The following is a 25,644-nucleotide window of genomic DNA, read 5'->3' as shown; positions in this document are numbered from 1 at the left end:
TAATCAACTAGTGGAAGAACTCTTGTCTTAGTTCTGGTGTAGACCATGAGAAAGCAATTCAACGTACGGGACATTACGTCCAACACAATTGGAGCGGGCATTCTTTTTTCATTGCTTAGTGCAATAACTTACGGCCTTAATCCTGTGTTTGCAAAACTTGGATATGCTTCCCAGCTTCAAGGCATAGAAATACTGCATGGCCGTTTCATCTTTGCAGTTATTGCTCTTGCGTTGATAGGCCCGTTCCTTCAGCCAAGGTTCTTCCGCTTCAGCAAATCGTTAATTAAAAGTTCACTCTTTATCGGACTAGGCATTCTTCTGCCGCTAAACCTTCTATATGTTTACGCGCTGAAAGATATTCCCGCCTCCATGATGAGTTTGATAACTTACGTTTATCCGCTGATCATTCTTAGCGTAAACAGCGTGGTTTTTCACAAGCAAATTCAAGCCAGTCAACTAATTTCCATCATCTTTATCCTGCTGGCTTGTGTTTGTATTTTTTCAGATGCTTTTGAATTGCACATCACGCTTACAGCGCTAGCTATAGGATTCTTATCGACAGTGATGTATGCGGTTTACTTGCTGTCTCTTCAGCAGCTGGCGGTCAATGTTTCCGCATATCAAATTACTTTTCTAACTCTTTTATTTGCAACAATCGGTCTTTCCTTTTTCCACAATCCTCTCAACATTTTGGATTTCAACGGAACCCAACTCGCAGTAACCGGAGGATACGGACTCATTTCAACAGTCTTTTCTACCATTTTTGTTTCCAGAGCGGTACAGCTTTTAGGAGCAACTCAGGCCGGAATCTTCTGCTCGTTTGAACCCATTTTCACAATTAGTTTTGCCGCTTTGCTGCTTGGCGAGCAAATACCCACATTCAGAATCGTAGGAATGATTCTGTTAATCATGGGCATTGTGATACCGAACAGGAAAGAGCTTTTTAACATTTTTAATCTCAAAACCTCTTTATAGGAGAAGCATGATGGACATGATGTTTTGGATGGAATTAGCCGTCGTCATTATCGCCATCTTCATTGGTGCCAAATGGGGCGGAGCCGGTCTGGGTGCAGGCGGCGGCATCGGCCTTGCCGTATTAGTATTCGTATTCGGAATGAAACCAGGTGCGCCACCGGTCAGTGTTTTGTTAATCATCACCGCCGTCATTACCTGTGCTTCAATCCTGCAGGGCTCCGGAGGTCTGGATTTTCTGGTCAGTATTGCAGAAAAACTTCTGAGGCGTAATCCGAAGAACATTACCTTCATGGGCCCCTTGGTCTGCTATTTATTCACTCTTTTCTGTGGAACAGCCTATGTTGCTTTCTCCGTGTACCCGGTAATCGCTGAAGTTGCAATCGGCGCTAGAGTAAGACCGGAACGGCCGTTAACCATGTCAGTCATCGGAGCACAATCCGGCATCACAGGATCTCCGATGTCTGCCGCTACCGGCGCCATGATTGCTCTCTTAGCTGTTAAAGGAGTTACACCGCTTCAAATTTTTGCCGTTTCCATCCCGGCCTGCTTAATCGGAGTATTAATCGGCTGTGCATTCATGTTCAAGAAAGGGAAAGAATTAGCCGATGACCCTGAATTCCAACGCCGAGTAATGAGTGGTGAGTTCCAGGATAAAGAAATCAGCACTGACAGCAAGAGTTTTTCTCCCAACGCAAAACGAGGTGTCGTAGTATTCGCATTGGGCATCTTGGCCGTTGTCTTCTTCGGCTCTTTCCCGAATTTGCTTCCTTCTTGGGAAACCGCAGGAAAAGTGTCCAGACTCTCCATTCCAAATATGGTTCAAATCGTGATGCTCTGCTGTGCAGGTCTCATCATGGTCATTGCTAACGTTGAGCCTAAAAAACTGGCTGACGGTTCCGTTTTCAGATCCGGTTTGATCGGTATGGTTGCGGTTTATGGAGTGTCTTGGCTGACAGCGACATTCTTTAATTTCTATAAACCGATGTTTGTCTCTGAGTTCGGAAACATGATTGCCTCTGCACCGATCCTCTTCGCAGTCGCTCTCTTCATTCTTTCCGGCGTTCTCTTTTCTCAAGGAGCCACAGTAACAGCATTAGTTCCCATGGGCATCGGTCTAGGCATCGCTCCTGCTGATTTGGTCTGGATGTTCCCGGCGGTAAGCGGATACTTTGTCATTCCTGCCGGCGGCGCAATTATCGGCTGCGTAGCCTTTGACAGAACCGGAACCACACAAATCGGCAAATTCGTATTCAATCACAGCTACATGCTTCCAGGCATTGTTACAACTTTAAGTCAGTTGGTGATTGGTTACGTCATCGCTAAGTTTGTTTTCTAAGAAAAACGATACAGGGCCGATAGCTTAAAGCATCGGTCCTTTTTCGTGTTTAGAATACGAACAAGGAGAAAGCCATGCCCTTGACAACTACATCAGAAGAATTCTTAAAAGTCCAGAGTTATCTTTTTCGGAATCATCCTGAACCGGGAGACAAAGTTGCCGGCGAAGACGAACTTATAGAAGCGCTTGGCCTTACTCGTTATAAAACCAGACAAGCACTCGATCTACTGGTTCAAATGGGGGTATTAGATCGTCAAAAAAAACGAGGAACTTTCTTCAAACGTCAAGCCACCCATGACATGACGCAGAATATTCTGGAGCAACTGAAGCTCGCAGGGTTCGATGAATTGGAGTTCAACGAAGCACGACTTATGATTGAACTTTCGGTTATTCCTTTTGTTATTCAAAGACTCACACCTGCCATACAGGCTCAGATGAGATCTTTAGCTCAAAGCATCAGAACTCATGCATCTGAACCTACAAAAGCTGACGCCTACTTAATGGAGTTCCATCTGTTAATGCTAAGGAGCTGCGGCAACCGTGTCATGGAAGTCTTCGCCGGAGTGGTACGAACCTACTTTCAGTCAACTCAACATTTAATTAAAGATTTGCCCAAAGAGTATTACGAAAAACGAGCCGAACTTTGTGATTCCCTGCTTGCAGCCCTAAACAAGAAGAGTGTTGAGGAGTCCTGCAAAATTCTCAAAGCCATGATTGAAGGCAAGCCTTCCTCTCTCTAACACACCCAAGAAAAAAGGCCGGTCACAAAAATGCTCGCCGACCTTTAGTTAGATCATTGAATTAATTTTTAGCAGCTTCTTCTCCGGCAATTTTGCCATAGACAGTTGCCATTACCAGGCCTGAGATTCCGCCGCCGCCCAAACCTGACTGATAAGCCAGGTGACCTGTTACGTCTCCTGCAGCATAGAGCCCCTTAATCGGAACGCCAGCCTCATTAAGAACTTGTGCTTTCTTATTAATTTCAAGGCCTGAATAGGAAGTATAGATCTGAGGTTCACACTCAAAGGCGTAATAAGGCGCCGTATCTATGGTCTGCAATAATTTAGTTCTTCCATACTCACTATCTTTTCCTTTAGCAACATCCTCGTTATAAATCCTTATGGTTTTTTCCAAATTTTTGTAGGAAATTCCCTCGGCTTCAGCCAATTCTTTTGTCGTTGAATATTCCCGACTTTGACACCAGATTCATCAAGAAATCTGCGGGAACCTAGGCTCCATCGAGGTTCCCAGACTTTATAAAAATTACGTCTGTGTAGCTAAAGTTTTTGCAATCGGCAAATGTAATTTCCTTCTTAGAGAAGACGGAGTTTCCACTCGATTGAGAGCGTCCAGCCCAAATACGGTGGACATTCGGTCGAACAACCCAGCCTCATACAGTCTTAAATAAAGAGGCACCTGAGGGTTAATATCATCGTAAACAACACTGGCGGTTTTGATGCTCTCAAGCATCTTGTCGTGTGTGATTTCTTCTTTGCCTAACTCCCTTTTAAGCATGAAGAGCATGTATTTTTCAATGACCAGGCTTATAAAACAACTAAGGAAGTGTCCATAAATGTGAGGATCCGTCCACACGAAGCACTGACGTGTTTCCAGATGAGTTTTTGAGACTCTAAAACAATCTTCAATTTGCCAGAGTTTTCGATAAATACTGGTTGCTTCATGAGGCGAAATTTCAAGATTCGTACAAATAACGTAATAACCGTCCCACTTGGCCTGTTCTTCAATTTTGTCCCAATTTATACGAGGAGAACCGGTCCCTTTAGGGATCGTAATAAGGGATTTATACCCGCAGCTTCGAAGTCTGTTTGGATCATCGACCGCCTTCTTTGCCTTCTCAATGGCTCTGTCTCTATCGGCCTTATCTTTAGCCGCTCTTGCCGGGCTGTAAGAGACGATCCAATTTAGTTCCATGGTGCCTAGAACCTTTGGGCCCCGGTACCGGCGATGAGTAGTCGGACTTTCTTTCCTCTCGTGCAGTTCCTGAGTCACATTCAGTGTTTTATATTGACACTTAACCTCTCCGTCGTCTTTGCAAATAAACTCCTCCCAGTTGTCGGGATCCAGAATTTGAGTCTTTATTTGCGCCGCAGAGTTTTTAAACTTCTGAGCAATAACGAAGTCGCAGCCAATTTCTTTGAGAGCAAATAGGTTCTCAGCACAATTCAAGCCACGGTCAGCAACCACAATCAGCTGTTTGAGATGATAGGTATTTTTTATTTTCTTAATCAACGGCACCATCGTCCCGAATTCACTGGTGTTGCCTGCAAGGAGTTCATAGTCAATGGGGATGCCGTTCTCATCCATAACAAGTCCAAGCACGACCTGAACCTCGTTAACCTTATGATCTTTGCTTAGACCGAAATCCTTGTATTCAGAGACACTGTGGCTCTCAAAACTGTAGGTGGTCACATCGTAAAAGGCAGCCGTGACAGTCCTTTTTGTTCTTTTCTGGATTTCTTTATTTAAATGTCTGACGATGGTTTTCTTATCTTCTTGAAGCACATCGAGAACTTTATACAAATCTTCAAGATGATCGACTTGGCCGTGATCAATGATGCTATGAGCACGGTTATTAAAGCTTTTCAACTTACTTGAGGGATTTAAGAACCTCTGCTCAGTCAGAAGGTAAGCAGTCTGGTCATAGGGATATTGGATTTTTCTGCCTTTTTGAAGATGGCGGAACATCTCCGGCATTTTTAAATCTAACCACACCTTCCTTATAAGAGCCGAGCCAACATTGAGGCTCTTGAAATTGCCCGGTTTCTCGTTAAGACCTTTAGCAGAATCAGCCAACTTATCCATTCTTCTTTTGGCTTGATTTTCAAGTTCCAGAGATTTGTTCTGAGCTTCTAGAGCATTCTCCTTAGCAATGCGTTCTTTGAGTCTTTCCACATACTGAGGATCTTTTTCTAAAGCGGCATCAAGTCTGCCGTGGTTTTCAATTATTCGAGAACGAGGTTGTCCTTTTTCATTTCGATAACTCGAATAGACACGGATGTATTGATGATTTTTAACTTTAACCACTGAAACATGCAAAGGCATTTTTCCGACTCCGACTACTGTAAGGATATTATACCTGAATTTTTTAAAACACGCTACTTTTACGCTACAAAGACGGTAAATTTTTTTGCAGAGGAACCCAGAGCGCGTCTGGTCTCATCTGCAAAAATAGGTGTCAAACTCGGGAGGCCGGCCACAAAAATGCTCGCCGACCTTTAGTTAGATCATTGAATTAATTTTTAGCAGCTTCTTCTCCGGCAATTTTGCCATAGACAGTTGCCATTACCAGGCCTGAGATTCCGCCGCCGCCCAAACCTGACTGATAAGCCAGGTGACCTGTTACGTCTCCTGCAGCATAGAGCCCCTTAATCGGAACGCCAGCCTCATTAAGAACTTGTGCTTTCTTATTAATTTCAAGGCCTGAATAGGAAGTATAGATCTGAGGTTCACACTCAAAGGCGTAATAAGGCGCCGTATCTATGGTCTGCAATAATTTAGTTCTTCCATACTCACTATCTTTTCCTTTAGCAACATCCTCGTTATAAATCCTTATGGTTTTTTCCAAATTTTTGTAGGAAATTCCCTCGGCTTCAGCCAATTCTTTTGTCGTTGAATATTTATTAACTTTCTGCTTTTCAAACCAGATTTTTAAACTTGTATCTTTATATTTATCAACGGACTTCGAATCCAAGATCCAATAAGCAAGTTTGAACTTCTTCTCTACCATCTTATGGTTGACCGCCAAGTATCCGCGTGTCTCATCCTGGAATCTTTCGCCTTCCTTATTAACCACGATCAAAGGAACTTCAACAAGCGGCTGACCGATAGAAACATTGCTATGTGTACCAACAAAAAGCATATTCATACCGAATCCATAATGTTCCACGATAACATTGGCACCGATCGCTACAGCAGCCTTAATGCCTTCTCCGACATTAAGTTTTGAACCGTGGGATTTAACGCCTTTGAGGTAAGGATGATACTTCTCAACCATTTCAGGGCCGTTCGCAAAACCTCCGGTCGCCAACACTACTCCGTTCTTAGCATAAAGAGCAAATTTTTCACCTCCTCTTTTTTCTAGAATCGCTCCTACTACCGCAGCATCCCTCTTATCACTGTCAGTAATCAAAGAGACTAACTTAGTATTAACAACAATATTTACTCCCAATTCTTCAGCTTTCTTTTGAAGACTCTTAATTGCTTGCGGAGAGCCTACTCTATAACCTGGAGCAAAATAATGAACACGTTTTCTGTTTCCGATAGCTTGAGCCGGCTGATCAGTAAATTTAACGCCCAAACTCTCCAGCCAATCCAAATCTTTTGGTCCTTTTTCATATACTTGCCGAGCAACTTCGGGATTCCGTTTCAAGAAGCGATTCAGTTTCAGTCCTCTTTCCAGAGAATCCTCCCAGTTGATTTCTACAGAGTCGTCTATTCCGGCTTTTTCTTGAATTTTTGTTCCGCCGATCCAATAGCCCGAGCCAGAGAGAATTGAGTGACCTCCCAGAAAACCGCCCTTCTCAACTAACGTGACTTCTTTGGCTCCGTTCTGTTTTGCAGAAATGGCGGCGCACAGTCCAGCCATTCCGCCTCCCAAAACTAAAACTCCGGTTTTAGTTTCTCCAGCTATTGCTAATAAGGGAGAGTAAGAAAAGGCTGCGATTGAAAGCCCAGAGCAGAGTTGTATGAAAGTTCTTCTTTGCATAGCTTTTGTCTCCTTTGGTAAATTGAATTCCAGAATAGTCTGCTAGGATTAACGAAACAACAAGATGAATGCAGCTTATCCTGCAGATTTACAGGTTAGAAAAGATGAAAATCCAGCAAAAGACTTCCTACAAACACAATCTTTTCCTGCTCAAAATATTAGAAAGTATTGCTCGCACCGGTTCTTTGACCAATGCCTGCATTGAAAACGACTGCGAGCCCACTACTGTATCCAGACTTCTTTCCGGTTTAGAAAAAGAGTTAGGGGTGGCCCTACTTAATAGAAGTAAAAAACCAGTTCAGCTCTCTTACTTTACAGTCAGTCACCTACCGCTGATTAGAAGGATTATTAGACTTACGGATGAGCTGTATGCCTCTGCTGAACAAGCACAAAAGACGGAAAAAAGGACTATTCGATTCAGCCTGACCACAAGCTCCCTCAGTCATCCTATTCTTGCTCAAATAGAAGAATTCTCTCTTCTCTACCCTGATATTAAAGTCGAGGTAATCCCTGATCGGGCCCATAAAGCTGTCCTTACCGGAGAAGTTGATGTAGCTATCGTTCCCTACATTCCGGAAGAGGACAATCTTGAAGTACGCACTATTGGAGCTTGCCTTAACCTATTGGTTGCTTCCCCAGAGTACCTTGCCAAAAGAGGTGAGCCCAAAAAAGTCACGGACTTAAAAGAAGAAGGGCATACGTTATTACTAAAAAGAAAAGAGTTTTATCCCGAGGCAGAAGCTCTCTACTTCAAGAATCAAACATACGACTTGTTTTCGGGTCACTGGTATGAACAATTAAATAACGGCAAAATTCTAAGCCTTAACAAAGTCAATAGTCCCGGGAAGATAGAAAAAGTCTACGTAGGAGATCAAAATGGATATATTGGCGCCAAAACCGGTACCGGAATCGCAGTGGATTTACCTCTCAGTTTCATTGAAAAGGAACTTCTCTCAGGAGAACTCGTTCCCGTTTTAAAAGGTTGGAGAAGAAAACCGTGGATTCGAAACTTGGTCTCCCGCAAAGACAATTCAGAGTGGCCAGAACTTCAAACATTCATCAAATGGTTCAAAGCCAATGAAGCAGGAGAAGCTAGGAGAAGATGGACAAGCATTTATCGGGAACTATCTGTCCCTAGGGAAGCCTATTCCTTTGATCTGTATCAAGATATTTCTTAAACTATTTTCGCAGACTCCATAGGTCTATACCACTTCCGACCATTTAACGAATTCTCGTTTTTCTACAGAAAATACTGCTGCCATTCGTTTCAATTCAAGACGGTCTTCGGATGAGCCGTAACCTCGTTCCACCATTTGGAATTCCGCTTCTATTAGCTTCTTCTCCCTATCTTTGGTAAGCAAGATGACCTGTCACGTCTCCGGCTCGTAGAGCTTCTCTTTTTCTTAGGAGAAAAAATTAATTTATTTCGTCGCAATTGGCGGTTTAACCTGCAATGCTCTGCTAATTCGAAAAATAGTCTCAAATGTGAGACGACCATCAGGTCTCAAAGGCTTGTAAAGGCATTGGCGAATCAAGCCTGTTTCTTTGGCGAGAACTGTCATACCTTTGGCTTTAACCAGCTCATAAAGGCATCTTCCTACCAGAGAGCCATCACCGGGATCTTCTTGAATACAAGCCATGTAAAAGGCACCTAGATCCGTTTCTCGATTGATAAGGTAATCTTGAATATAGAGCTCTTTACCAAGTTTAGTTGTCATTATTGTTGCTCCTTAGTCAAATTCCTCAGGAAGATTTTCCAAGGTTCTTTGCCATATCAATATCTCTTTGTTGAGTTTTTTGTTGCCTCCGCACAAAAGAATAACAACCACATTCATGCGTATAGTGTAATAAATACGGTAACCGTACCCAAAATCAATTTTTGTTTCAGAAACACCTTCTCCAAGAGATCTAATTTGTAAGACCTATCTTCACTTCATAATTGTCTTGTACGTGATGGACAAGATCTTTGAGGAAACCGAGCCTTATCAGAGGGCCAATGATTGGATGCGCAAAAAATTTTTCTGGAAAAGATAACTGTGTACTATCTTGTGCCATCTACCAGCTTTTCTTTTAACGTTTGTTCTTGATAGAGCTGAGCCACCGCTGCTCTTACTTCAAGGTTCGGATAGCCGACATAGACAGTAGTTCCTTGTATTCTTTTCAGCGTCAGATATCCTGTTTGTGTTAGAAGCTCAACATCCGACAAATTCTCAATATCCGAAGGTTCGCTCAAGGTACTTAAAGCAATAGATTTTCCACCGTCATAATCCTCGGCCCGTCTAAGTGCGTGAGAGTTTAGAAATTTAACTATAACGGTTGGTTTACCGAGACCTTCTAACCAATAATCCTTCAAACCTCGTTCCGGAGCAAAGAAAAAATGCAGTAATGACCATGGAGCAAATACTTTTTGTTTTGCCGTTTCCTCAAAACAAAAGCCATCGTAGTGCTCCGTCAATTCTTTAAAAAGCTTTTCTTTCTCAATTCCAAGCTTTTTAGACGCACATGACAGATACTCAGAAAAATAGTCTTGCACCTCTTCATGTGTATAACCTAGCAAGGAACCAAACACCGGTGACAGCGAAATGTCCGATAAGTTATTCAGATCGGAAAATACAGTCATCTTATTGAAAGTGGTTAAGCCGGTTATAAATAAGAACCTGAAAGCCGCATCGTTAGCCTTGATAACCGAATAGAACTCAGAAAGTTTTTGCCGCACCTTCTCAAACAGCTTAGGCTCATCCAAACACGCTGACAACGGCGCATCATATTCATCTATTAACAGTACAAGAGAACAGCTCGGTAGAGTCTTCAACCAAGTCGAAATTTGAGTAGAACAAAGAATAGTTTTACTTTCCGTGTAAGAAAATCCAACTGATGAGAAATTGCCTATTAAGAGAGAATCCAACTCAGCATTAAACTTTTGAATTGAGGAAAAGTTTTTTATTTCTGAAAAATCCAACCGGACGACCTGATATTTCTTTTCATCCTTCCAAAGCTTCGAAATTTTTAAACCTTCGAAGTCTCTCAGCCCGTACTTGAATAAGGATTCGAACGTAGAAATTAATAAGGACTTGCCAAATCGTCTCGGCCGAGCAAGGAAAAAATTTCCAACCTGGCTTGCCAAATCATAAACCTTATCGGTTTTGTCAACATAGATCTGTCCTACCCCTCTTAACTTCGCAAATGAGGATGTGCCAAGAGGCAAGCGTTTCATCAGGTTAGTTTTCATGGAGGTTCCTTACGTTTCACTCCTATTATAAAAGTACGGGGTAAAGCGTACAAAGAAATATTGAGAGGAACAATCAGCGTTGCTCCACACATAGATTACAACCTGACAGCAGAAATAAAGCTGGCACTGTAAAAGATTATGGTCTTCAAAAAAGAAGGGCTGTCCACTGCTGGGCAACCCTATATTTCTACTTAAAAATTAATTACTTTTGTTTTGCCGCGGAATTTCCCGCAATTCTTCCGAAAGTAAAGATATCAGCGATAGCATTTCCGCCAAGACGATTGGTTCCGTGAATACCACCTGTAATTTCTCCGGCGGCATAAAGACCAGGAATTACGTTGCCTTGTCTATCAAGCACTCTAGTTTCCGGATCGATTCTCACACCGCCCATAGTATGGTGAACCGCCATACTGGACAATGCTGCCCAATAAGGAGCCTTTCCAATCTTATGCGTCAAATTTCTAGGAGCTTTTCCGAAGTCAGGATCCTTCTGCTTATCCACCATGGCATTGTATTCAGCCACTGTCTTCTTGAGCTGATCTGCAGGAACATCCATTTTCTTAGCCAGTTCATCCAAAGTATCAGCGGTGAAAGCATCTCCTGTCTTCAGGCCTTTCATTGCATCATCACGAACAATTTGGTTGTAGCTATTAAATCCGTCACTATCGACAATGGCATAGCCGAATTTTTCCGGAAGATTAAGAATGGCATCTCGAAGGACATCTCTGCGGGCATCTTCGGAGACAAATCTCTTACCTCTCTTATCCACGAAAATATAGCGAGCCACGTCAAGATGGAGAGCCTGCCGGGAAGTATGTCCCGGAGGGCAGCCAGGGTTGCACTGGATGTAGTCCAAGCCAAGGAGATAGGCTCCAGCCTCGTTAGCGGCCAGCATCACTTCTCCGGTTGAACAGGCACTATTATTAGTTGTAGTCAACGTTAACATGCGTGGATCATGCAATGCACGAAGTTTTGGATTTGCTGCAAATCCGCCAGCTGCCAATACAATACCTTTAGTTGCTCTGATGTAGAAAGGTTTACCATTTCTTATTGCAAGAACCCCCAGAGCTCTGCCTTCATCAAAGTTTTCACGGATGATCTTTTCTAATTTTGTTCCGGTGAGAATGTCAACGCCAAGAGCTTTGCACTTATCAGAGAGAACGCGAATAAAGCCAGTTCCTTTAGGTTCAGTTGCCAAATGTGAGCGCGGCCAAAGTGCCCCATAAACTTGCATCACGTCTGGACGGAATTTAAGTCCCATTCCTTCGAGCCAATGCAATGTTCCAAGTGCATTGGTACAGAGAATTCTCACTAATTCGGGATCCGCCCTTCCATCGCCGCCAGCCAAAGTCTGCTGAATATGCTTTTCAATGCTATCTTCAATGCCTTGTTTCTTCTGGCGTTCCGGGTCAACAGCATTAAAGTAACCGCTGGAAATCATAGTATTACCGCCAACAAAGGCTAATTTTTCTATGACTGTTACTTTGGCCCCAGCTTCAGCAGCAGAGACTGCAGAAGCTAATCCGGCACCACCTGAACCAACAACCAAAACCTCGGTTGTCAAATCCCACTTTTCAGGCACCAGACCTGTTTTCTTTTCTTGCGCATTTGCACCGGAAACAATCGGAGAAACGGAAAGCACTACACCAGCAGAAAGCAAACCGCGTCTTGAAAGAGTTAACTTACTCATAACATCTCCTTTTTTGAGGTTCATAAAACGGACTTGTTATGAAAATGATAACTAGAGCGGGTTTCCCTCCATATCAGATGAATATCGGATGGTTATTATCGTGCAGCCATTTCACCGGCAATTCTTCCAAATACGAAAGCATCGAGCAGCCCGTTTCCTCCAACTCTGTTGGTCCCATGCACTCCGGTGGTTACCTCTCCTGCCGCATACAGTCCTGGGATCGGATGATTAGAAGTATCTAACACTTGGGCCTGTGGATTGATAGCTATTCCTCCCATGGTGTAGTGAACTGCCATCTTCACCCGAGCAGCATAAAAAGGAGGATTCTGAATCTTTTGTACCAGCATCCAGCTCTCTCTCCCAAAGCTATCCTTTTTAGTATCAACAGCTTCGTTGTAAAGGCGAACTGACTTCAAAAGATTATCAACCGGCACTTTCATTTTTTGTGCTAATTCCTCAAGAGTGCCAGCAGAAAAATGCTCACCTTCTCTTTCGCCCAAGATACCTGCCTGTTGAAATAAAGAACTTAAGTTTTGAAAACCTTCCTTATCCACTACGGAAAAGACCACCTTATCGGGTTGACTGAGTACCGCATCTCTTATGTGATCTCGAGTATCATCCTCCGCCACGAAGCGTTCACCCTGGTTGTTGACGAGAATATGTCTGGTAACGTCCAAATGAAAACCAGACCGATGTACGTATCCGATGTCGGGCCCTAAATTACATTGGATATCCTCAAGTCCGGCTAACTTAGCCCCAGCTTGCTGAGCGATTTTCAGCATTTCTCCCGTTGCACTCGGACTTCCTGTGTATTTCATGCCCGCCAATCTCGGATCTAATGCAGAACACATCTCAAGATTGGCAGTAAAACCTCCGCTTGCAATAATTACGGCCTTCTTTGCAAAGAATGTCTCTTCTTTTCCTTTGTGGAGCGTTTTTACACCTACCACTTTGTCGCCGTCCTTTACTATCTCCGTCACTTGTGCATTAGTAATGATAGGAATGTTTAGTTTCCGACATTCTTCAGAAAGAGCAGCAACGTATCCTCTTCCGTGAGAAATAGAGGGATAGTGACTCCTTGGCCAAAGGCCGCCGTAAACCTGAAAAACTCTCTTTTTAAATTTAACGCCTATGCTTTCCAGCCAATCAAGCGTCGGCTTGGCATTCTGAACAAGAGTCTTTAATAGTTCGGGATCTGATTTATTTTGACCCGCTTGGAGAGACTGTTCATAAAACAGCTCTTCCGAATCCGATATCCCTTGCTTCTTTTGACGCTGGGGATCAGGAGCATTCAAAATTCCGCTGGAGATTAAAGTATTTCCTCCTATTACGGCCATTTTTTCTAGAACTGCGACTCGGGCTCCTTTCTTTGCCGCAAAAATAGCCGCAGTCAAACCAGCAGCTCCCGACCCAATAACGATGACGTCAAAATCTTCTTCCCGAGGGTTTGGTTGATTTTCGGCCTTAGCCACAGAGCTAAACAAGGGAAAAGCGATCAAAAGAAGCAGTCTCTTAAGAAAATCCTTTCTGGAAAACATCATCGTTGATTTCCTTTTAATTTCCTTAAAAAATCAGCTATCTCAACAGCATTTATCAGGTTTAACTTTCGGCAAGCCGACCCTCTGTGCTGCTGAACTGTCTTTTCAGATATTTGAAGAACATCGGCAATATTCTTATTCATCATTCCTTTACCGACGAGTACCACGACATCTTTTTCTCTTTCGGTTAACGAATCAAACCGCTTTTGATCGTAGGCCATTTGGTCGTCTTTGAACTTTAAATCCGAAGACAGGCGCAAAGCTCTTTCGATAACGTCAATCAACTCTTTTTCTTCCGGCGACTTTAATAAGAAATCAAACGCTCCGTCTTTCAATGCATGAACCGCCATCCGAACCTCTCCATGGCCGGTAAGAAAAATCACTGGCAATTTATTTTTTTGTTCCTTTAACTCCGCAAATACTTCCAACCCGTTTTTTTTAGGCATGCGTACGTCTAAAACAATGCAGCCTATCTTATCCAAAGTCGGGTACGTCTCTAAGAATTCTTCAGGATCATTCCAAACTTTGGTTTCATATCCCAAAGATTCGCAAAAGAAAGCCAAGGATTGTGAGGTCATCTCATTATCATCGACGATGTATATACATTCTCCCAAGGTCATTCTCCTCTCTCTTTGATTTCCGAAATTTTAGGGAGTTCTAACTCCATCACGAGACGATTCTCTTCATCAAGAAAAGCTTTAAGGTTTCCGCCATGGGCTTCCGCTAGTCCTCTGCATATAGACAAGCCCAAACCCAACCCATCTGATTTCGTAGAAATTCCCGGAACAAACATGGACTCTACCAGCCCCTGATTTACTCTAGGACCGTTATCAGTAAAGCGAATAAAGACATTCCGGCCTGAGGCTGAAACATTAATATTGATTTGAGGTTCATTCTGATCCTTACACGCTTCCCAGGCATTTTTTAGCAAGTTATAAAAAACCAAATCCAGTTCCATAGCATCGGCTTCAACCAGGTACTCTTCTTTACCCGAAAGCACAATCGGAATTTCTTTTCCTTTAATTTGTTGGAATTTTTGTATGGAAGCTTTTAGCTGAGAAAGGACTCCCAGAATCTTATGTTCACTTTGTCTTTGTTTAGCATAGTTTCTTACTTTGCCCACAATTTTAGCCGCTGTCTCGCTTTGTTCAGTGATTTTAATGAGAGTCTCTCTGAGCACATCTTCCCTGAGATTTCCTCTTTCCTCCCTGATACGCAAACCGCGTGAAAAATTTGTAATAGCATTCAAGGGCTGCTGCAGTTCATGAGCAATAAGGCTTGAGAGCTGGGCCGCTATGCCAGCTCGTTCCATAGATGAAATTTTTTCTTGCTCCGAATTAACTTCCTGCTGTAAATCATGAGCTTTTTTCATAGAAGCAGTTAATTGGGAGGTTCTTTTTCTTACTAACCAAGAAACGTAAAAACTATGGACAAGTATAAGGACAAGAAAACCCAGGAACCCTATAAACCAAGGGAAATACTTTCTCAAAAAATTTTCCCAGTGCTCTTTGCCCTTATTTTGTTCTTCAACATCATTTAGCAGAGTCATGACAACTGAATTATCTGCGGGTTCCGTCCACTCCATTAAGCCCGGAAGCTTGGGGACGGTTTGGAGAGCAGAAGTCACTTGAAGAATTAAGTCTCTTTCTTTTGCGGTTAATAGATTAGACGGCTTTGAAGCCGCTAAAACCCATCCGGGATACAACTCAGTTGAATGTTTGCACTTAAGATCTTTACTGTCTTTCGCACTAATAACCTTTAAGGCTCCTTGAGGAATGTTACCATCTTTCTCCATTCTTTCCAGAAGACAGGCATCAACTATCCCCACATCCCCTTTTCCGGCAATTATTTGATGAATAACTTTTTCAACCGGTGCGCCAGTGTATTTAACATCATTTGGACTAAAAGAGGATCCAAACAATCTTTGAAGCTCTTTTAAGCCTATGAGAGTGCTTAAAGAGGCTGCTTGGGACATTCCTATAATCGTTTTGTCCTTGATGTCCATTAAAGAAGTTATGTCTGAACGCTCCTTTCGCGCAACAAAAGCCGCACCGCTTGTATGGGAGGAATCAATAGCAAGAGGATTTTTCATTGCACCTACAGCCCAGGCTCCATAGTCAATCAAGGACGCAAAAGTAGCAGCATCGGTGATAAAAAAGAAAGCCGGATTATCCTTCCTCCCAATCAACTCCTCTCGGCTAAGATAACGTAATTCAAAGTACTCTTGAGAAATTTCTTCCCGCAAATGGTCTAAGGTCGTTGCAATCGTCTCGACGATACTTTTATCCTCATCGACCACTTGGGCATCTACAGTAACGGCGTTTACTGGACAAACAAAAAACAACAAAAGAAAGGAAACAATAGGCTGCTTCCAAAGACATGCTCTGTCTGTTGTTCTATTTTTACTTGGCATCCCGATAGTATGAGCGCGTAAGGTTGGATTAAGGAATTTGGGTTTGAGTGTTGAGCTTATTGTAACGGTCCTTCGATTGTCAAAAAACAAATAGCTGCTAGGAACCCTTTATTTTTAAGATGACGCACAGACAAGGAGATTGAACCTCCGGCCTCTTGAAAGAAACTCTATAGAAAAAATTGAACCTCAAAAACCAGATCCCTTCGAAAAGTTTTTCATTAGTGAAGAGAAGAGGATTGGTCTGGAGAAAGGTTTCTTGCTAAGAAGAGGAGCTCCATTACTGACTGAAGCCCAAAAAGGCACTAGAAAATCAGAAATGAAAAAGGAATCGAAGTTGCGGTGAAATGTTACGATGAGCATAGTTAATTTTTCTTTTATAAAAGAAAAATTAGTTAACTTTGGATGAAAATTCTTTTATAGAAGAAATTTCAGAGCTTCTGGAGATTCATTCTCAAAGAGGAAAACTCCATCTTCTCGAGACGCTATAGAAACCTAATCAATGGAAAAACGAGCTGGGTTTAATCCAAAGCACACCAGCTAAATCAAATAACCGCCTGTCTTTTTGATAGAGATTTTCGAGATTAACCCGCAAAATTTTTTTAGCGCTTCCCTGTAAAACCTCTCATTCCAAAAAGTTGGCAAAAATGCCATTTTTTTGAATGGCGCATTTAAAAGCAAACTTTATTTATTTGTGTATTAACAATATAGGTAAAAAACTTTGATTGACAAAAGAAGAAACAAGGAAATCACTCTAACCAATTGATTTCCGTAAAACCTACCGGACTCTACGGAATTATTCCAATAAGGCTATATCTGTTCATGGAACCTCCACTACACTTATAGTCATGGACTTAACCACAATTCCCAAGACTAAAATCCGTAGACAACAAGATGCTTCCAGACGCTTTTCTGAGAAAATTGATGTTTTTTGCGGCTGCTATCCTCTGCAGCACTGTCTTGGTCTGTTCTGAAGCTCGCCCTTCTGACGCTGTAAGTAAACAGCATGTCAAAATAGGAGTAGTTCAACTAGAGGATCCTTTCTTCTATTTGGACTGTTTCGGCCCAACCATGGAATACCTGCGCAAAAAACACCCGGAAATTCGATTTTCTACTGAAGAAATTAATCTCAATATTTCACCCGAAGACTTAAACAAAAAGCCATTTGATTTTCTTATATCTCCCAGCGGTTTCTTTGCGGCTCATATGCTTCCAACGGGACTAAGACAAATCGTTACTCGGAAACCGGAGTTTTCTAAGAATCCATCACGTTCCGTCGGCTCTCTTTTTGTGACAACCAAAAACTTTCCAGGAAATGATGTCGGTTCTCTCTTGGGGAGAAAAGCGGTTTCCTATGAGAGTTCTGCTTTAGCCGGTTGGCTCAGCGGCCTTCATGAAATTACTTCCCATGGCTTCAACACAGAAAAGTTCTTTTCAGAGATTCTTTTTACCAATTACAGTTCCCCTGGACCATTGAGTTACTTGTTAAGCCACAAGGCGGATGTCGCTATTATTCCGACCTGCGAATTTGAACAATTGGCAAAGAATCGGCGCATTAATCCTGACAACTTCAAGTTAATAGGACTCAAACCAACGGATTTTGCATGTAAAACATCTACAGAGTTATTTCCGGACGTTGTCTTTTCATCTTTCCCGAAGGCAGAGCCGGAGATAGTAAGAACTCTCACGATCTCACTCCTTACAATGCCGAAAGAATTAACCAAATCAGATTGGAGCATTGCCAGTGACTTTCTTGGCGTTCAAAAGCTGTTTGAAAATTTAAAACTGGGTCCTTACTCCGACAAGGAAGTCTCTCTGCTAGCCTTAGCGAAACGCTTTCAAAAAGAGCTGTTTCTGGTATTTCTGCTTATCTGCGGACTGCTTTTCCATATCATTCGTGTCAACCAATTGGTGTTCAAACGCACGGAAGAACTTCGCACTGCTATTTCCCAGCGTGATGCCATGTCAGAAATTGCCAAGAAACGGCTGAAAAGGTTAACGCAATTAGAGAAAAGAGGCATGGTCTCTCAAATATCTTCAGTTCTTGCTCATGAACTTAAACAGCCCATTTCTTCAGTTGCCAACTACGCTAAAGGTCTCTCAAAATACCTAAGCAAGACCAATAATTCGGATGAGATCCTTCACGAGGCAGTCAGAGAAATAGACCGCGGGATCAGACGCGCTGGAGATATCGTCGAAAAAGTCAGAAGCTACAGCAAGTCCTCGAAAGATCAGCTCTCTGTTATTTCGCTCAAAGATTGCGCCCAAAAAGCAATTGATTCCATCAAGGCTTTTGCACCGAGCCAGCTTAAGATTTCCTCTAATCTCAATTCAAATCCGCAGATCGAAGCCGATCCTTTAGAAATTGAATTACTCATATTCAATCTGCTTAAGAATGCCGCCGAAGCAGCAGAATCATTAGGTGAGAACGGAAGTATCATATGCACCGTCGAAAATTCGGAGACTCAAGCAATCGTATCGGTAAAGGATAACGGTCCTCGAATTTCCTCCGAGCAATTAGAAAAAATGAAATCTGCTCTCCAAGAATCCGTGAAACCGGACGGGCTTGGACTAGGACTCAGCATTATCCTGGCCATCGCTGAAAAATACCGAGCCAGAATCGATTTTGAACAGCTTGAACTTCAAGGCCTTCAGATCTTTATAACTTTTCCCAAGCAACAAAAATGAAAACCTATAAAAAGCTCACACCGTTAATACGTCTTATCGATGATGACGAGATGGTCCTGGGAAGCGAAAGCTTTCTGTTGAGAATGGAAGGCTGGCAAACAGCACAATATCTTTCTGCTGAAGAATTTCTCTCTAAAGATGACTCGGAAAGACCAGGATGCATCATTTTGGATATCCGTATGCCCGGACTCAACGGAATGGAACTTCAGTCATTAATGATGGAAAAGAATATTGATCTGCCGATCATATTCTTAACCGGCCACGGCGATATTGATATGGCGGTATCCGCCTTAAAGAAAGGAGCAGTAGATTTTTTAGTTAAGCCGGCTAATGACGAAAGACTTCAGGAAGCTGTCAAGAATGCAGTTGAGAAGAATATTCTTTCCCGACAAAAGAATATCGAGCATGACAATATGCTGGAACTATACGAACAATTGACAGAACGGGAAAAAGATATAGCTCCGATGGTTGCAAACGGAACAGCCAATAAAGTCATTGCCATTGACTTAGATATTTCTGAGAACTCCGTTAAGAAATACCGTTCTTCCATCTTAGAAAAACTTCAGGTTCGGACTATCGTTGAACTCACCGATTTTTTACGTCAAATCGGAAAGGATTCCGTGAAATGATTAGAAGAAAGTTCCTTTACGCATTAGGCGCAGTCTCTCCCTTCCTTCCCGCTTCTTCCTTTGCCTCTTTCTTCAATAGAACAGAAGAAGCAGGCATCGTCATTGTCGGTGCCGGAGGAGCAGGACTGGCAGCGGCCGCCCGTGCCTCCGAACTTTATAAGGGAAAAATCATTGTTCTGGAAAAGCAGAGCAAAATCGGCGGCAACACCTTAATTAGCGGCGGCTACTTGGGAGTAGTTGATCCGAAAAGACAAACACCTCTTCAGATTATCGACAGTGAGGAAAAACACTTTCAAGACATTTACGTTAAAGGAGATTGTCGAGGAGATCCGGAACTTATCCGAACTCTGGTTAGAAATGCTCCGAGAATGTTGAAATGGATTGAGTCCCAAGGTGTCCAATTTCAGAATTCCGTCATTGAAATCTATGGCTCTCACTTTCCAAGATGTCATATCCCAAGCCTTCCCAACGGACTTGGCTACATCAATACGCTCAGTGAAAAAGCTATGGAACGAGGAGCGGAAATTAGAAAAAACTGTCAAGTAACCGCACTCATTCGCGACAAAAGCGGGAGACTCTCGGGACTGCAGTATCTTGACGCAAACAACAAACTGGTCACTCTTCGGGTCAAGAATGCCGTTATTCTTTCCGGAGGAGGATTCGGCTCTAATCCAGACCTCGTCACAAAATATGACCCACGCCTATCCCATCTAACCCATAACACGGGACCCGGTTCAACAGGAGAGCTTTTATTAGCAGCCGAGAAAGTCGGATGCGAACTCATCCAGATGGAAAATATCCAATGTCTGCCGGGCGTCCATCCGACAGGCAAAATACGAGTCAGATTTCATAATGATGTCTCCCGCTTCATCTTAGTCAATTCCGAAGGCAATCGATTTACTGATGAAGGCGCCAGACGAGATCTCCTTAAAGAAGCTGTGCTCGCGCAACCCGGAAAAATGTGTTTTTCCGTCATCGACAACGATGGTTTTGAATCCTATGACCTTCTGATGAGAAGGGATGCCATTCGAGGAATTGAAACAGGAGACGCCTTTAAAGGTGAAACTCTTGACGAGCTGGCTTTAAAAATGGGTGTTCCCGGGGAAAATCTAAAAAACGCAGTCAACGCCTACAATAAAGCTATTGAAGGTACCGTCAATCACCCGATTATCCAGCCGCCTTTCTGGGCGGCTCGAACCTCCATGTCAATTCATTACACCATGGGCGGCCTGAAAATCAATTCAAGGGCGCAATGTCTTGACGCGCAAGGAGAAGTTATTTCTGGTCTTTATGCGGCAGGAGAATGCACCGGAGGAATTCACGGAAACAATCGAATCGGCGGCAACGGCATTTGTGATGCATTAACTTATGGAATGATCGCAGCAGAATCAGCTATTAGCACAAACTAATTCAAAAATCAATACCACATGAGGTGTCAACGGAAGAAAAGCTATTCTGTAGCATTCTCCTTAAGGTATCAAACCTTCCAAGGAGAAAACAAATGTCAAAATTATCACGCAGAAGTTTTTTAGGAAGCACCGCAGCCGGTCTTCTTACTTCAATTGCTTTGCCCTCTGCTGTTCATGCAGCTGATGCAGCCCCTCAGAAATGGGATCAGACCGCCGACCTTTTAGTTATCGGTGCAGGCGGTGCAGGCTTAGCCACAGCTGTATCCGCATCTCAAAACGGCGTCAAGAACATTCTTATTCTTGAAAAAATGCCGTTCGTAGGAGGCAATACTTCTATTTCCGGCGGCGGTTTCAACTCCGTAGACCCTATTCGTCAGAAGAAACAGAATATTCAGGACAGCCCAGAACTGCATGCCGAACAAACTTTAGCCGGCGGCGACGGACGCGCCAATCCGGAACTCGTTAAGACCATGACCGCAAACTCCTATGACGCCGTTAAGTGGCTTCAGGACATGGGTATGAAGTTCAAAGATGACGTCTACCAAATTTACGGCGGTCTTTATCCACGCTGCCACGCACCTTTCGGTTCTTTAGGCAGTGACTACATCAAAGTTCTCAAACCTCAGTGCGACAAAGCAGGTGTTCAGATCCTTACAAATTCCCGAGTTGTCCGCTTATTCCGTGAAAACCAACTGTCAGGCAAAGTTATCGGCGCAGAATATGTTGACAAAGACGGAAACCACAAGACAGTCAAAGCTAACAAGGCTGTTGTCGTTGCCACCGGAGGTTACGGTGCAAATCCTCAGATGCGTGCCAAATATGATCCTCGCATGCTGAATCTCACAACAACCAACCTGCCATGCTCTACCGGCGATTTGATTCCGTTGATGCAAGATATCGGTGCCGACACCGTTGGTATGGATTTCATCCAGTGCAATCCAGGCTGCCCTCCGGGAAGAAAACAGAGAATCATTCTTCACTTGTATGCAAAGAACTTCATTATGGTTGGTCCGGACGGCAAGAGATTTATTCGTGAAGACGAAAGACGCGACAATATTCGTGACGCCGTTCTCGGCCTTCCGAAACAAACCGGCTATGCCATCGTTGACTCCAGAGGCTTCGGCGATTTGAACCCAGGACACCAAGACATGGCCAAGAAAGGTCTGGAAACGGGCGATGCTTGGACAGCCAATACTATTGAAGAGTTGGCTCAGAAAATGGGCGTAGATCCTAAGGCTTTGAGAGCAACAATTGATGAATTTAATGCCGGTGTCGATGCTCAGAAAGACAAGTTAGGCAAAGCTCCGCGCAACCTGACTAAGATTGAAAAAGCTCCGTTCTGGGCCGGTTATTCAGGCATGAGCGTTCACCATACCATGGGCGGCGTTGTCATCAATCCGCACAGCCAAGTAATTGACAGATACGGCAAACCGATTGACGGCTTATATGCAGTCGGTGAAGTGACCGGCGGCATTCATGGAACCAACCGACTCGGCGGAAATGCTATCTGCGATATCTTCACCTTCGGCAGACTTTGCGGTATTCAGGTTTCTAAACTGTAGTCTCCTAATATAGCCTTACTCAAGAGGTCCTTTGGGACCTCTTGCTGTTTCTTCCTTCGGACTTGAGCTTGGAATAGGATATGTAGCAACGAGCAATAAAGCAACTTCAAATGCTAACTAAAAAAACTTCATTAGGCCGATACTGGCATTTTTGAAAAGCCGTAATTCGTTTGCAAAAAACACAAAGCGATTAAAGGCAAGCGTATTGAATTTGAATGATGAGGTCTCATCTACAAAAATTACCAAATTTGCTTTTTTTACAAGATCTACTCACACCTTTATAATGCCCTCTCTTGTGCAACAGGCTCCTCTTTAAGTCTGTAACTTTTTCTATTTCAGAATTCTGTACCAATAGGATTATACAAATCCAAGAGAATCAACCTGTCATAAAGGAAAATTTTCGTAAAGCTATTTTTATGATGGTTTTACCACTAAAGATAAGTTTATGAACCAAAGCTTAGAATTCATTAGTAAAGCGGTCTTAAGCTTTTTTCTGAGGGAAAACTTCTATTTTTAATACCAAAAACAAGGATTTTTCTAAGGGTTAGTTTTGATAGAAGAGTAAATGATTAAAAGTTAAACTTCCTGCGGGTTAACTCTGTTTATGGTTCATAGTTAACCCGAATTACATTTAACTAGTTAAATCGGAGTGTCTTCAAATGTCCTATAAAAACTTCACCCGACTCACTTTATCCCAAGTGATGTTGGCTGCTTTAACTTTTTTACCCCCCCCCAATAACAGCACAAGCTGCTGAACCAGTCATCGTTGTTGCCGATGAAACAAAAACATTTAATGGTTTTGAGGTAACAAAATTCATCGAGTTCAATACACCCATTGATTATGAACATAATTTCCCTCTCAGAATCGGTGGTGTTTACTCGTTAGGCAAAGCCACAATTAATGGTAATTTATCTATCAACCTCCCAGAAACGACAGAATTTCAAGATTTTGGAGATTTTCTTTTTGGAGCCGGCCCTGGAGGTTCGCTAGAAATCGGCGACAAATCTTCTACGATTAACATCAATGTTTCTTCTCACAATACTCAAGAGCTTGTTGCTTTTTCCTCCCTTGGAGACGGCTCCAAACTCAATCTGAATGCTGGAAATATTACTCTGTCTCTTTATGATCAGAACAGTTCTGGCAATACTCCTGTAGGACTGTGGGCAGAAGCAGATCGAAATGGCACCGAAATCGCTGAAATCAATGTTAATGGGAACTTTTCTTTTATTTCCGGTATTGATCGCGAAGGCAATAATGAAAACGGTAGCTACGGAGCAATAGCATCGAATAGAGGGAAAATAACATTTAATGGCGATACAACAATTACCGCCAATGAAGTTTTCACAACTGCCGGGAACTCGACTATTTTAGTGAATCCGTCAAAAAATAGGACGGTTAAACTAAAAGGCAACATGAGTTTCATGTTCAACGGTAAAGCAAATGGCTCAAATCCTAACGGCAACATTACTGTCTACCTAAGCAACCCTGAGTCTAAGTGGGAGGGAGACTTCGTTATGTCTTATTTTGGCGTGACAAAAGATGAGTTAAAAGATGTCGAGGAAAGTTCTCTGAAAGTCACTGGAGCCCAAATTAATCTTTCAAACGGGGCTACGTTTACCTACAATCCGGCCGATCCATGGCAAGACCAGGAACGTTCCGGAGTGCTGGAGGGAGCATTTCCGATTGCCGTCTCATCCCTCGCTTTGGACAACGGAAACATTGTTATCTCCAATCCTAATGATATGCTTTTGGTCAATAAACTTTCCGGAAAAGGAAAGCTTCAACTTGCAGCTGAACTTCAGGAAGGCAAGCTGACCTCTGCAAGGTTCATCGTAGGAACAAGAAAAGATCCGGCCCTATTGGTCACCCCAGAAGGAGAAAATTCTCTCCGTGCTGTTAGCTCTGAACCCATGGCTCTAGCAAATGATGCTAGTACCGCTGTCACAATCCCGACAGAAAATCATACAGAAAACTATGTTGCCAATCCGGATGGTGCAAAAGGTGCGTTTTTGAACGTTTCATACACTGGAGCAGGAATTAATTCGGATAATATCTCCCCAACGCAGTTTACAGAGTTAGCCAAGGACAGTGTTCAGATACTTGGAGGCACAGCCGAGTTCACCATTGCCGAAGGCTCGGTAAATGATGCTATGGTCCTTGAGATGAACCAGGACGGGCAAACAGGTGATGTTTCATTCGTATCCCCAATTCACTTTGAATCAAATACAGTTAAGGAATCGTTGAAAGATATTTCAGGAATTACCTTCCTTTCTATGCGTTCGACTATGAATGACGTTTCTAAACGTTTGGGTGACCTCCGCTCTTATGAAGGCTTGAATGGATTATGGGCTCGTTATATAGGCGGTCAGCAACGATACGACGGTATAAAATATAAGCACAACGGTTTCCAGATGGGTTTTGACCACCGCATTAACGATTGGTATGTCGGCGCATTGTTCGGATATACGGATGGAAAAGGGAACCTTAACAACGGCAGTTCCAAAAATGATTATTGGAACTTCGGTCTGTACGGCGGCTGGCTTGGATCTAAAGGTCAATTCGTAGACGTTGTTATTAAACGCATGCGTTTTAATAACGACTTCAATCTGCACTACACAGGCGGCGAGAGAATCAAAGGTTCTTATAACAATTGGGCGACTTCTTTCTCCATTGAGGCCGGTTGGAGGCTTTCAAGTAATCGCGGCTACTTCGTTGAACCACAAACGGAGTTCTCCTTCGGTCATCTTGAATCTGGCTCGTTTAGGACCGATAACGGCGTAAGCATCAAACAAAAATCTGCAAACTCCACTGTCGGACGTCTTGGCGTTGCTGTTGGCTATTCCTTCCCGGAAAAGAAGGGAGATGCTTACTTAAAGGCATCTGTACTGCATGACTGGTCTGCCAAAATCAAAGGAACGATGAGTAAAGACTCCAACACCAACACCTTTGAAAAGAAGCTAGACGGAACATGGGGAGAATTTGGAGTTGGAGCAACATACAATCCTACCAAGAACCTGTCTGCTTATGCTGAAGTATCTACTAGCGCAGGCTCTCCGGTTCGTGCGCCTTGGAATGTTTCTGCCGGACTTCGTTACAACTTCTAATTTAAGTACAAGCATTTGTTATGCTGCAATGGGAGAGTTTCCCAACGTCTCTCATTGTCTTTAGAAACATTCCCCTTGAGCATAGAGTTCTTGAAAAAAGAACTCGCTCAGGGGGTTTCTTAATTGTTTCGACTAATACAATTTAGAAGAACAAGAAAAGAGAACTTCATTACGGCTGGAAGGCATAAATCTTCCCTACCGCAGTTTCTGATAGATAATTCGGCTCTTCTTTAAATTGCGTGTTAAAGACTGGGGATTATCCCGAGGAAGCAAACCTCCCGGTTATGGTGCAGGTCTGAACTTTTCCTGTCAAAATCCCCATCTCATCTGTTAAATAGTTCCACGAG

18 protein-coding genes are annotated in these 25,644 nt (G+C 43.0%); 9 read left to right on the top strand and 9 right to left on the bottom strand.

What is annotated here, in order from left to right; all coding sequences use genetic code 11:
• The first annotated feature begins 45 nt into the window (after positions 1 to 45).
• The 3 genes from ADH67_RS02675 (at position 46) to ADH67_RS02665 (ending at position 3,051) form a co-directional block, all read left to right on the top strand.
• Positions 46 to 975 (top strand): DMT family transporter, encoded by a 930-nt coding sequence (locus ADH67_RS02675; RefSeq protein WP_066591378.1) that lies wholly within the window; start codon positions 46 to 48, stop codon positions 973 to 975.
• Positions 976 to 985: 10 nt separating this feature from the next.
• A complete protein-coding gene (locus ADH67_RS02670; protein ID WP_066591374.1) occupies positions 986 to 2,311 on the top strand; it encodes an anaerobic C4-dicarboxylate transporter family protein in 1,326 nt (441 codons plus the stop codon).
• Between the two features lie 74 nt (positions 2,312 to 2,385).
• Positions 2,386 to 3,051, top strand: a complete 666-nt coding sequence (locus ADH67_RS02665) for a FadR/GntR family transcriptional regulator (RefSeq protein ID WP_066591372.1) — start codon at positions 2,386 to 2,388, stop codon at positions 3,049 to 3,051.
• 61 nt (positions 3,052 to 3,112) lie between these two features.
• On the opposite strand, the gene ADH67_RS02660 is transcribed toward ADH67_RS02665, so the two are convergent.
• The 3 genes from ADH67_RS02660 to ADH67_RS02645 form a co-directional block, all read right to left on the bottom strand.
• Positions 3,113 to 3,478, bottom strand: a complete 366-nt coding sequence (locus ADH67_RS02660) for an FAD-binding protein (protein ID WP_066591369.1) — start codon at positions 3,476 to 3,478, stop codon at positions 3,113 to 3,115.
• Between the two features lie 96 nt (positions 3,479 to 3,574).
• Positions 3,575 to 5,374, bottom strand: coding sequence for an IS1634 family transposase (locus tag ADH67_RS02655; protein ID WP_066591215.1), 1,800 nt, complete (start codon positions 5,372 to 5,374; stop codon positions 3,575 to 3,577).
• A 190-nt stretch (positions 5,375 to 5,564) separates the two neighbouring features.
• On the bottom strand, positions 5,565 to 7,037 hold the full coding sequence (locus ADH67_RS02645; protein ID WP_066591367.1) for an FAD-dependent oxidoreductase: 1,473 nt from the start codon (positions 7,035 to 7,037) through the stop codon (positions 5,565 to 5,567).
• A 104-nt stretch (positions 7,038 to 7,141) separates the two neighbouring features.
• Between ADH67_RS02645 and ADH67_RS02640 the strand changes: the two genes are divergently transcribed.
• Positions 7,142 to 8,215, top strand: a complete 1,074-nt coding sequence (locus ADH67_RS02640; protein ID WP_158212614.1) for a LysR family transcriptional regulator — start codon at positions 7,142 to 7,144, stop codon at positions 8,213 to 8,215.
• 243 nt (positions 8,216 to 8,458) lie between these two features.
• Here ADH67_RS02640 and ADH67_RS02635 read toward each other — a convergent pair whose 3' ends face one another.
• The 6 genes from ADH67_RS02635 to ADH67_RS02610 all read right to left on the bottom strand — a co-directional run bounded on the left by ADH67_RS02635 (position 8,459) and on the right by ADH67_RS02610 (position 15,907).
• A complete protein-coding gene (locus tag ADH67_RS02635) occupies positions 8,459 to 8,755 on the bottom strand; it encodes an addiction module antidote protein (protein WP_066591362.1) in 297 nt (98 codons plus the stop codon).
• Between the two features lie 323 nt (positions 8,756 to 9,078).
• The gene (locus tag ADH67_RS02630; RefSeq protein WP_236578608.1) at positions 9,079 to 10,251 is read right to left on the bottom strand and encodes an AAA family ATPase; all 1,173 of its coding nucleotides are present in this window, start codon (positions 10,249 to 10,251) and stop codon (positions 9,079 to 9,081) included.
• Between the two features lie 217 nt (positions 10,252 to 10,468).
• Positions 10,469 to 11,956, bottom strand: a complete 1,488-nt coding sequence (locus tag ADH67_RS02625; RefSeq protein WP_066591358.1) for an FAD-dependent oxidoreductase — start codon at positions 11,954 to 11,956, stop codon at positions 10,469 to 10,471.
• A 95-nt stretch (positions 11,957 to 12,051) separates the two neighbouring features.
• Entirely contained in the window at positions 12,052 to 13,497 is a 1,446-nt protein-coding gene (locus ADH67_RS02620; RefSeq protein WP_066591356.1) for an FAD-dependent oxidoreductase, read from the bottom strand.
• Positions 13,494 to 14,114, bottom strand: coding sequence for a response regulator transcription factor (locus ADH67_RS02615; RefSeq protein WP_066591352.1), 621 nt, complete (start codon positions 14,112 to 14,114; stop codon positions 13,494 to 13,496). Before ADH67_RS02615 ends, ADH67_RS02620 begins: the two co-directional genes overlap by 4 nt.
• Positions 14,111 to 15,907, bottom strand: a complete 1,797-nt coding sequence (locus ADH67_RS02610) for an ATP-binding protein (RefSeq protein WP_084081426.1) — start codon at positions 15,905 to 15,907, stop codon at positions 14,111 to 14,113. Before ADH67_RS02610 ends, ADH67_RS02615 begins: the two co-directional genes overlap by 4 nt.
• An 891-nt stretch (positions 15,908 to 16,798) precedes the next feature.
• On the opposite strand from ADH67_RS02610, the gene ADH67_RS02600 reads away from it, so the two are divergent.
• From ADH67_RS02600 to ADH67_RS02580, 5 genes are all read left to right on the top strand, one after another.
• Positions 16,799 to 18,592: a sensor histidine kinase gene (locus ADH67_RS02600; RefSeq protein ID WP_066591346.1), complete on the top strand. Its 1,794-nt coding sequence runs from the start codon at positions 16,799 to 16,801 to the stop codon at positions 18,590 to 18,592.
• On the top strand, positions 18,589 to 19,221 hold the full coding sequence (locus ADH67_RS02595; RefSeq protein ID WP_066591345.1) for a response regulator transcription factor: 633 nt from the start codon (positions 18,589 to 18,591) through the stop codon (positions 19,219 to 19,221). Before ADH67_RS02600 ends, ADH67_RS02595 begins: the two co-directional genes overlap by 4 nt.
• Positions 19,218 to 20,630 carry an FAD-dependent oxidoreductase gene (locus ADH67_RS02590; protein WP_066591344.1) on the top strand — a complete coding sequence of 471 codons (1,413 nt, stop codon included), beginning with the start codon at positions 19,218 to 19,220 and terminating at the stop codon, positions 20,628 to 20,630. Before ADH67_RS02595 ends, ADH67_RS02590 begins: the two co-directional genes overlap by 4 nt.
• Before the next feature lie 92 nt (positions 20,631 to 20,722).
• On the top strand, positions 20,723 to 22,192 hold the full coding sequence (locus ADH67_RS02585; protein ID WP_066591343.1) for an FAD-dependent oxidoreductase: 1,470 nt from the start codon (positions 20,723 to 20,725) through the stop codon (positions 22,190 to 22,192).
• A gap of 1,413 nt (positions 22,193 to 23,605) precedes the next feature.
• Positions 23,606 to 25,297: an autotransporter outer membrane beta-barrel domain-containing protein gene (locus tag ADH67_RS02580; protein ID WP_066591342.1), complete on the top strand. Its 1,692-nt coding sequence runs from the start codon at positions 23,606 to 23,608 to the stop codon at positions 25,295 to 25,297.
• Positions 25,298 to 25,644: the final 347 nt, after the last annotated feature.

Origin of the sequence: Turicimonas muris (assembly GCF_002221595.1) — a bacterium.
GTDB classification, from domain to species: Bacteria; Pseudomonadota; Gammaproteobacteria; order Burkholderiales; family Burkholderiaceae_F; genus Turicimonas; species Turicimonas muris.
The sequence above is the reverse complement of the archived record's forward strand: the minus strand, read 5'-3'. Positions and strand labels throughout refer to the sequence as shown.

Coding starts and splice junctions, on each gene's coding strand:
- ADH67_RS02670 (WP_066591374.1), top strand. CDS start 986: ATGGACATGATGTTTTGGATGGAATTAGCCGTCGTCATTATCGCCATC.
- ADH67_RS02635 (WP_066591362.1), bottom strand. CDS start 8,755: ATGACAACTAAACTTGGTAAAGAGCTCTATATTCAAGATTACCTTATC.
- ADH67_RS02585 (WP_066591343.1), top strand. CDS start 20,723: ATGTCAAAATTATCACGCAGAAGTTTTTTAGGAAGCACCGCAGCCGGT.
- ADH67_RS02665 (WP_066591372.1), top strand. CDS start 2,386: ATGCCCTTGACAACTACATCAGAAGAATTCTTAAAAGTCCAGAGTTAT.
- ADH67_RS02655 (WP_066591215.1), bottom strand. CDS start 5,374: ATGCCTTTGCATGTTTCAGTGGTTAAAGTTAAAAATCATCAATACATC.
- ADH67_RS02675 (WP_066591378.1), top strand. CDS start 46: ATGAGAAAGCAATTCAACGTACGGGACATTACGTCCAACACAATTGGA.
- ADH67_RS02620 (WP_066591356.1), bottom strand. CDS start 13,497: ATGATGTTTTCCAGAAAGGATTTTCTTAAGAGACTGCTTCTTTTGATC.
- ADH67_RS02640 (WP_158212614.1), top strand. CDS start 7,142: ATGAAAATCCAGCAAAAGACTTCCTACAAACACAATCTTTTCCTGCTC.
- ADH67_RS02645 (WP_066591367.1), bottom strand. CDS start 7,037: ATGCAAAGAAGAACTTTCATACAACTCTGCTCTGGGCTTTCAATCGCA.
- ADH67_RS02580 (WP_066591342.1), top strand. CDS start 23,606: ATGAGTTTCATGTTCAACGGTAAAGCAAATGGCTCAAATCCTAACGGC.
- ADH67_RS02610 (WP_084081426.1), bottom strand. CDS start 15,907: ATGCCAAGTAAAAATAGAACAACAGACAGAGCATGTCTTTGGAAGCAG.
- ADH67_RS02615 (WP_066591352.1), bottom strand. CDS start 14,114: ATGACCTTGGGAGAATGTATATACATCGTCGATGATAATGAGATGACC.
- ADH67_RS02595 (WP_066591345.1), top strand. CDS start 18,589: ATGAAAACCTATAAAAAGCTCACACCGTTAATACGTCTTATCGATGAT.
- ADH67_RS02625 (WP_066591358.1), bottom strand. CDS start 11,956: ATGAGTAAGTTAACTCTTTCAAGACGCGGTTTGCTTTCTGCTGGTGTA.
- ADH67_RS02600 (WP_066591346.1), top strand. CDS start 16,799: ATGCTTCCAGACGCTTTTCTGAGAAAATTGATGTTTTTTGCGGCTGCT.
- ADH67_RS02590 (WP_066591344.1), top strand. CDS start 19,218: ATGATTAGAAGAAAGTTCCTTTACGCATTAGGCGCAGTCTCTCCCTTC.
- ADH67_RS02630 (WP_236578608.1), bottom strand. CDS start 10,251: ATGAAACGCTTGCCTCTTGGCACATCCTCATTTGCGAAGTTAAGAGGG.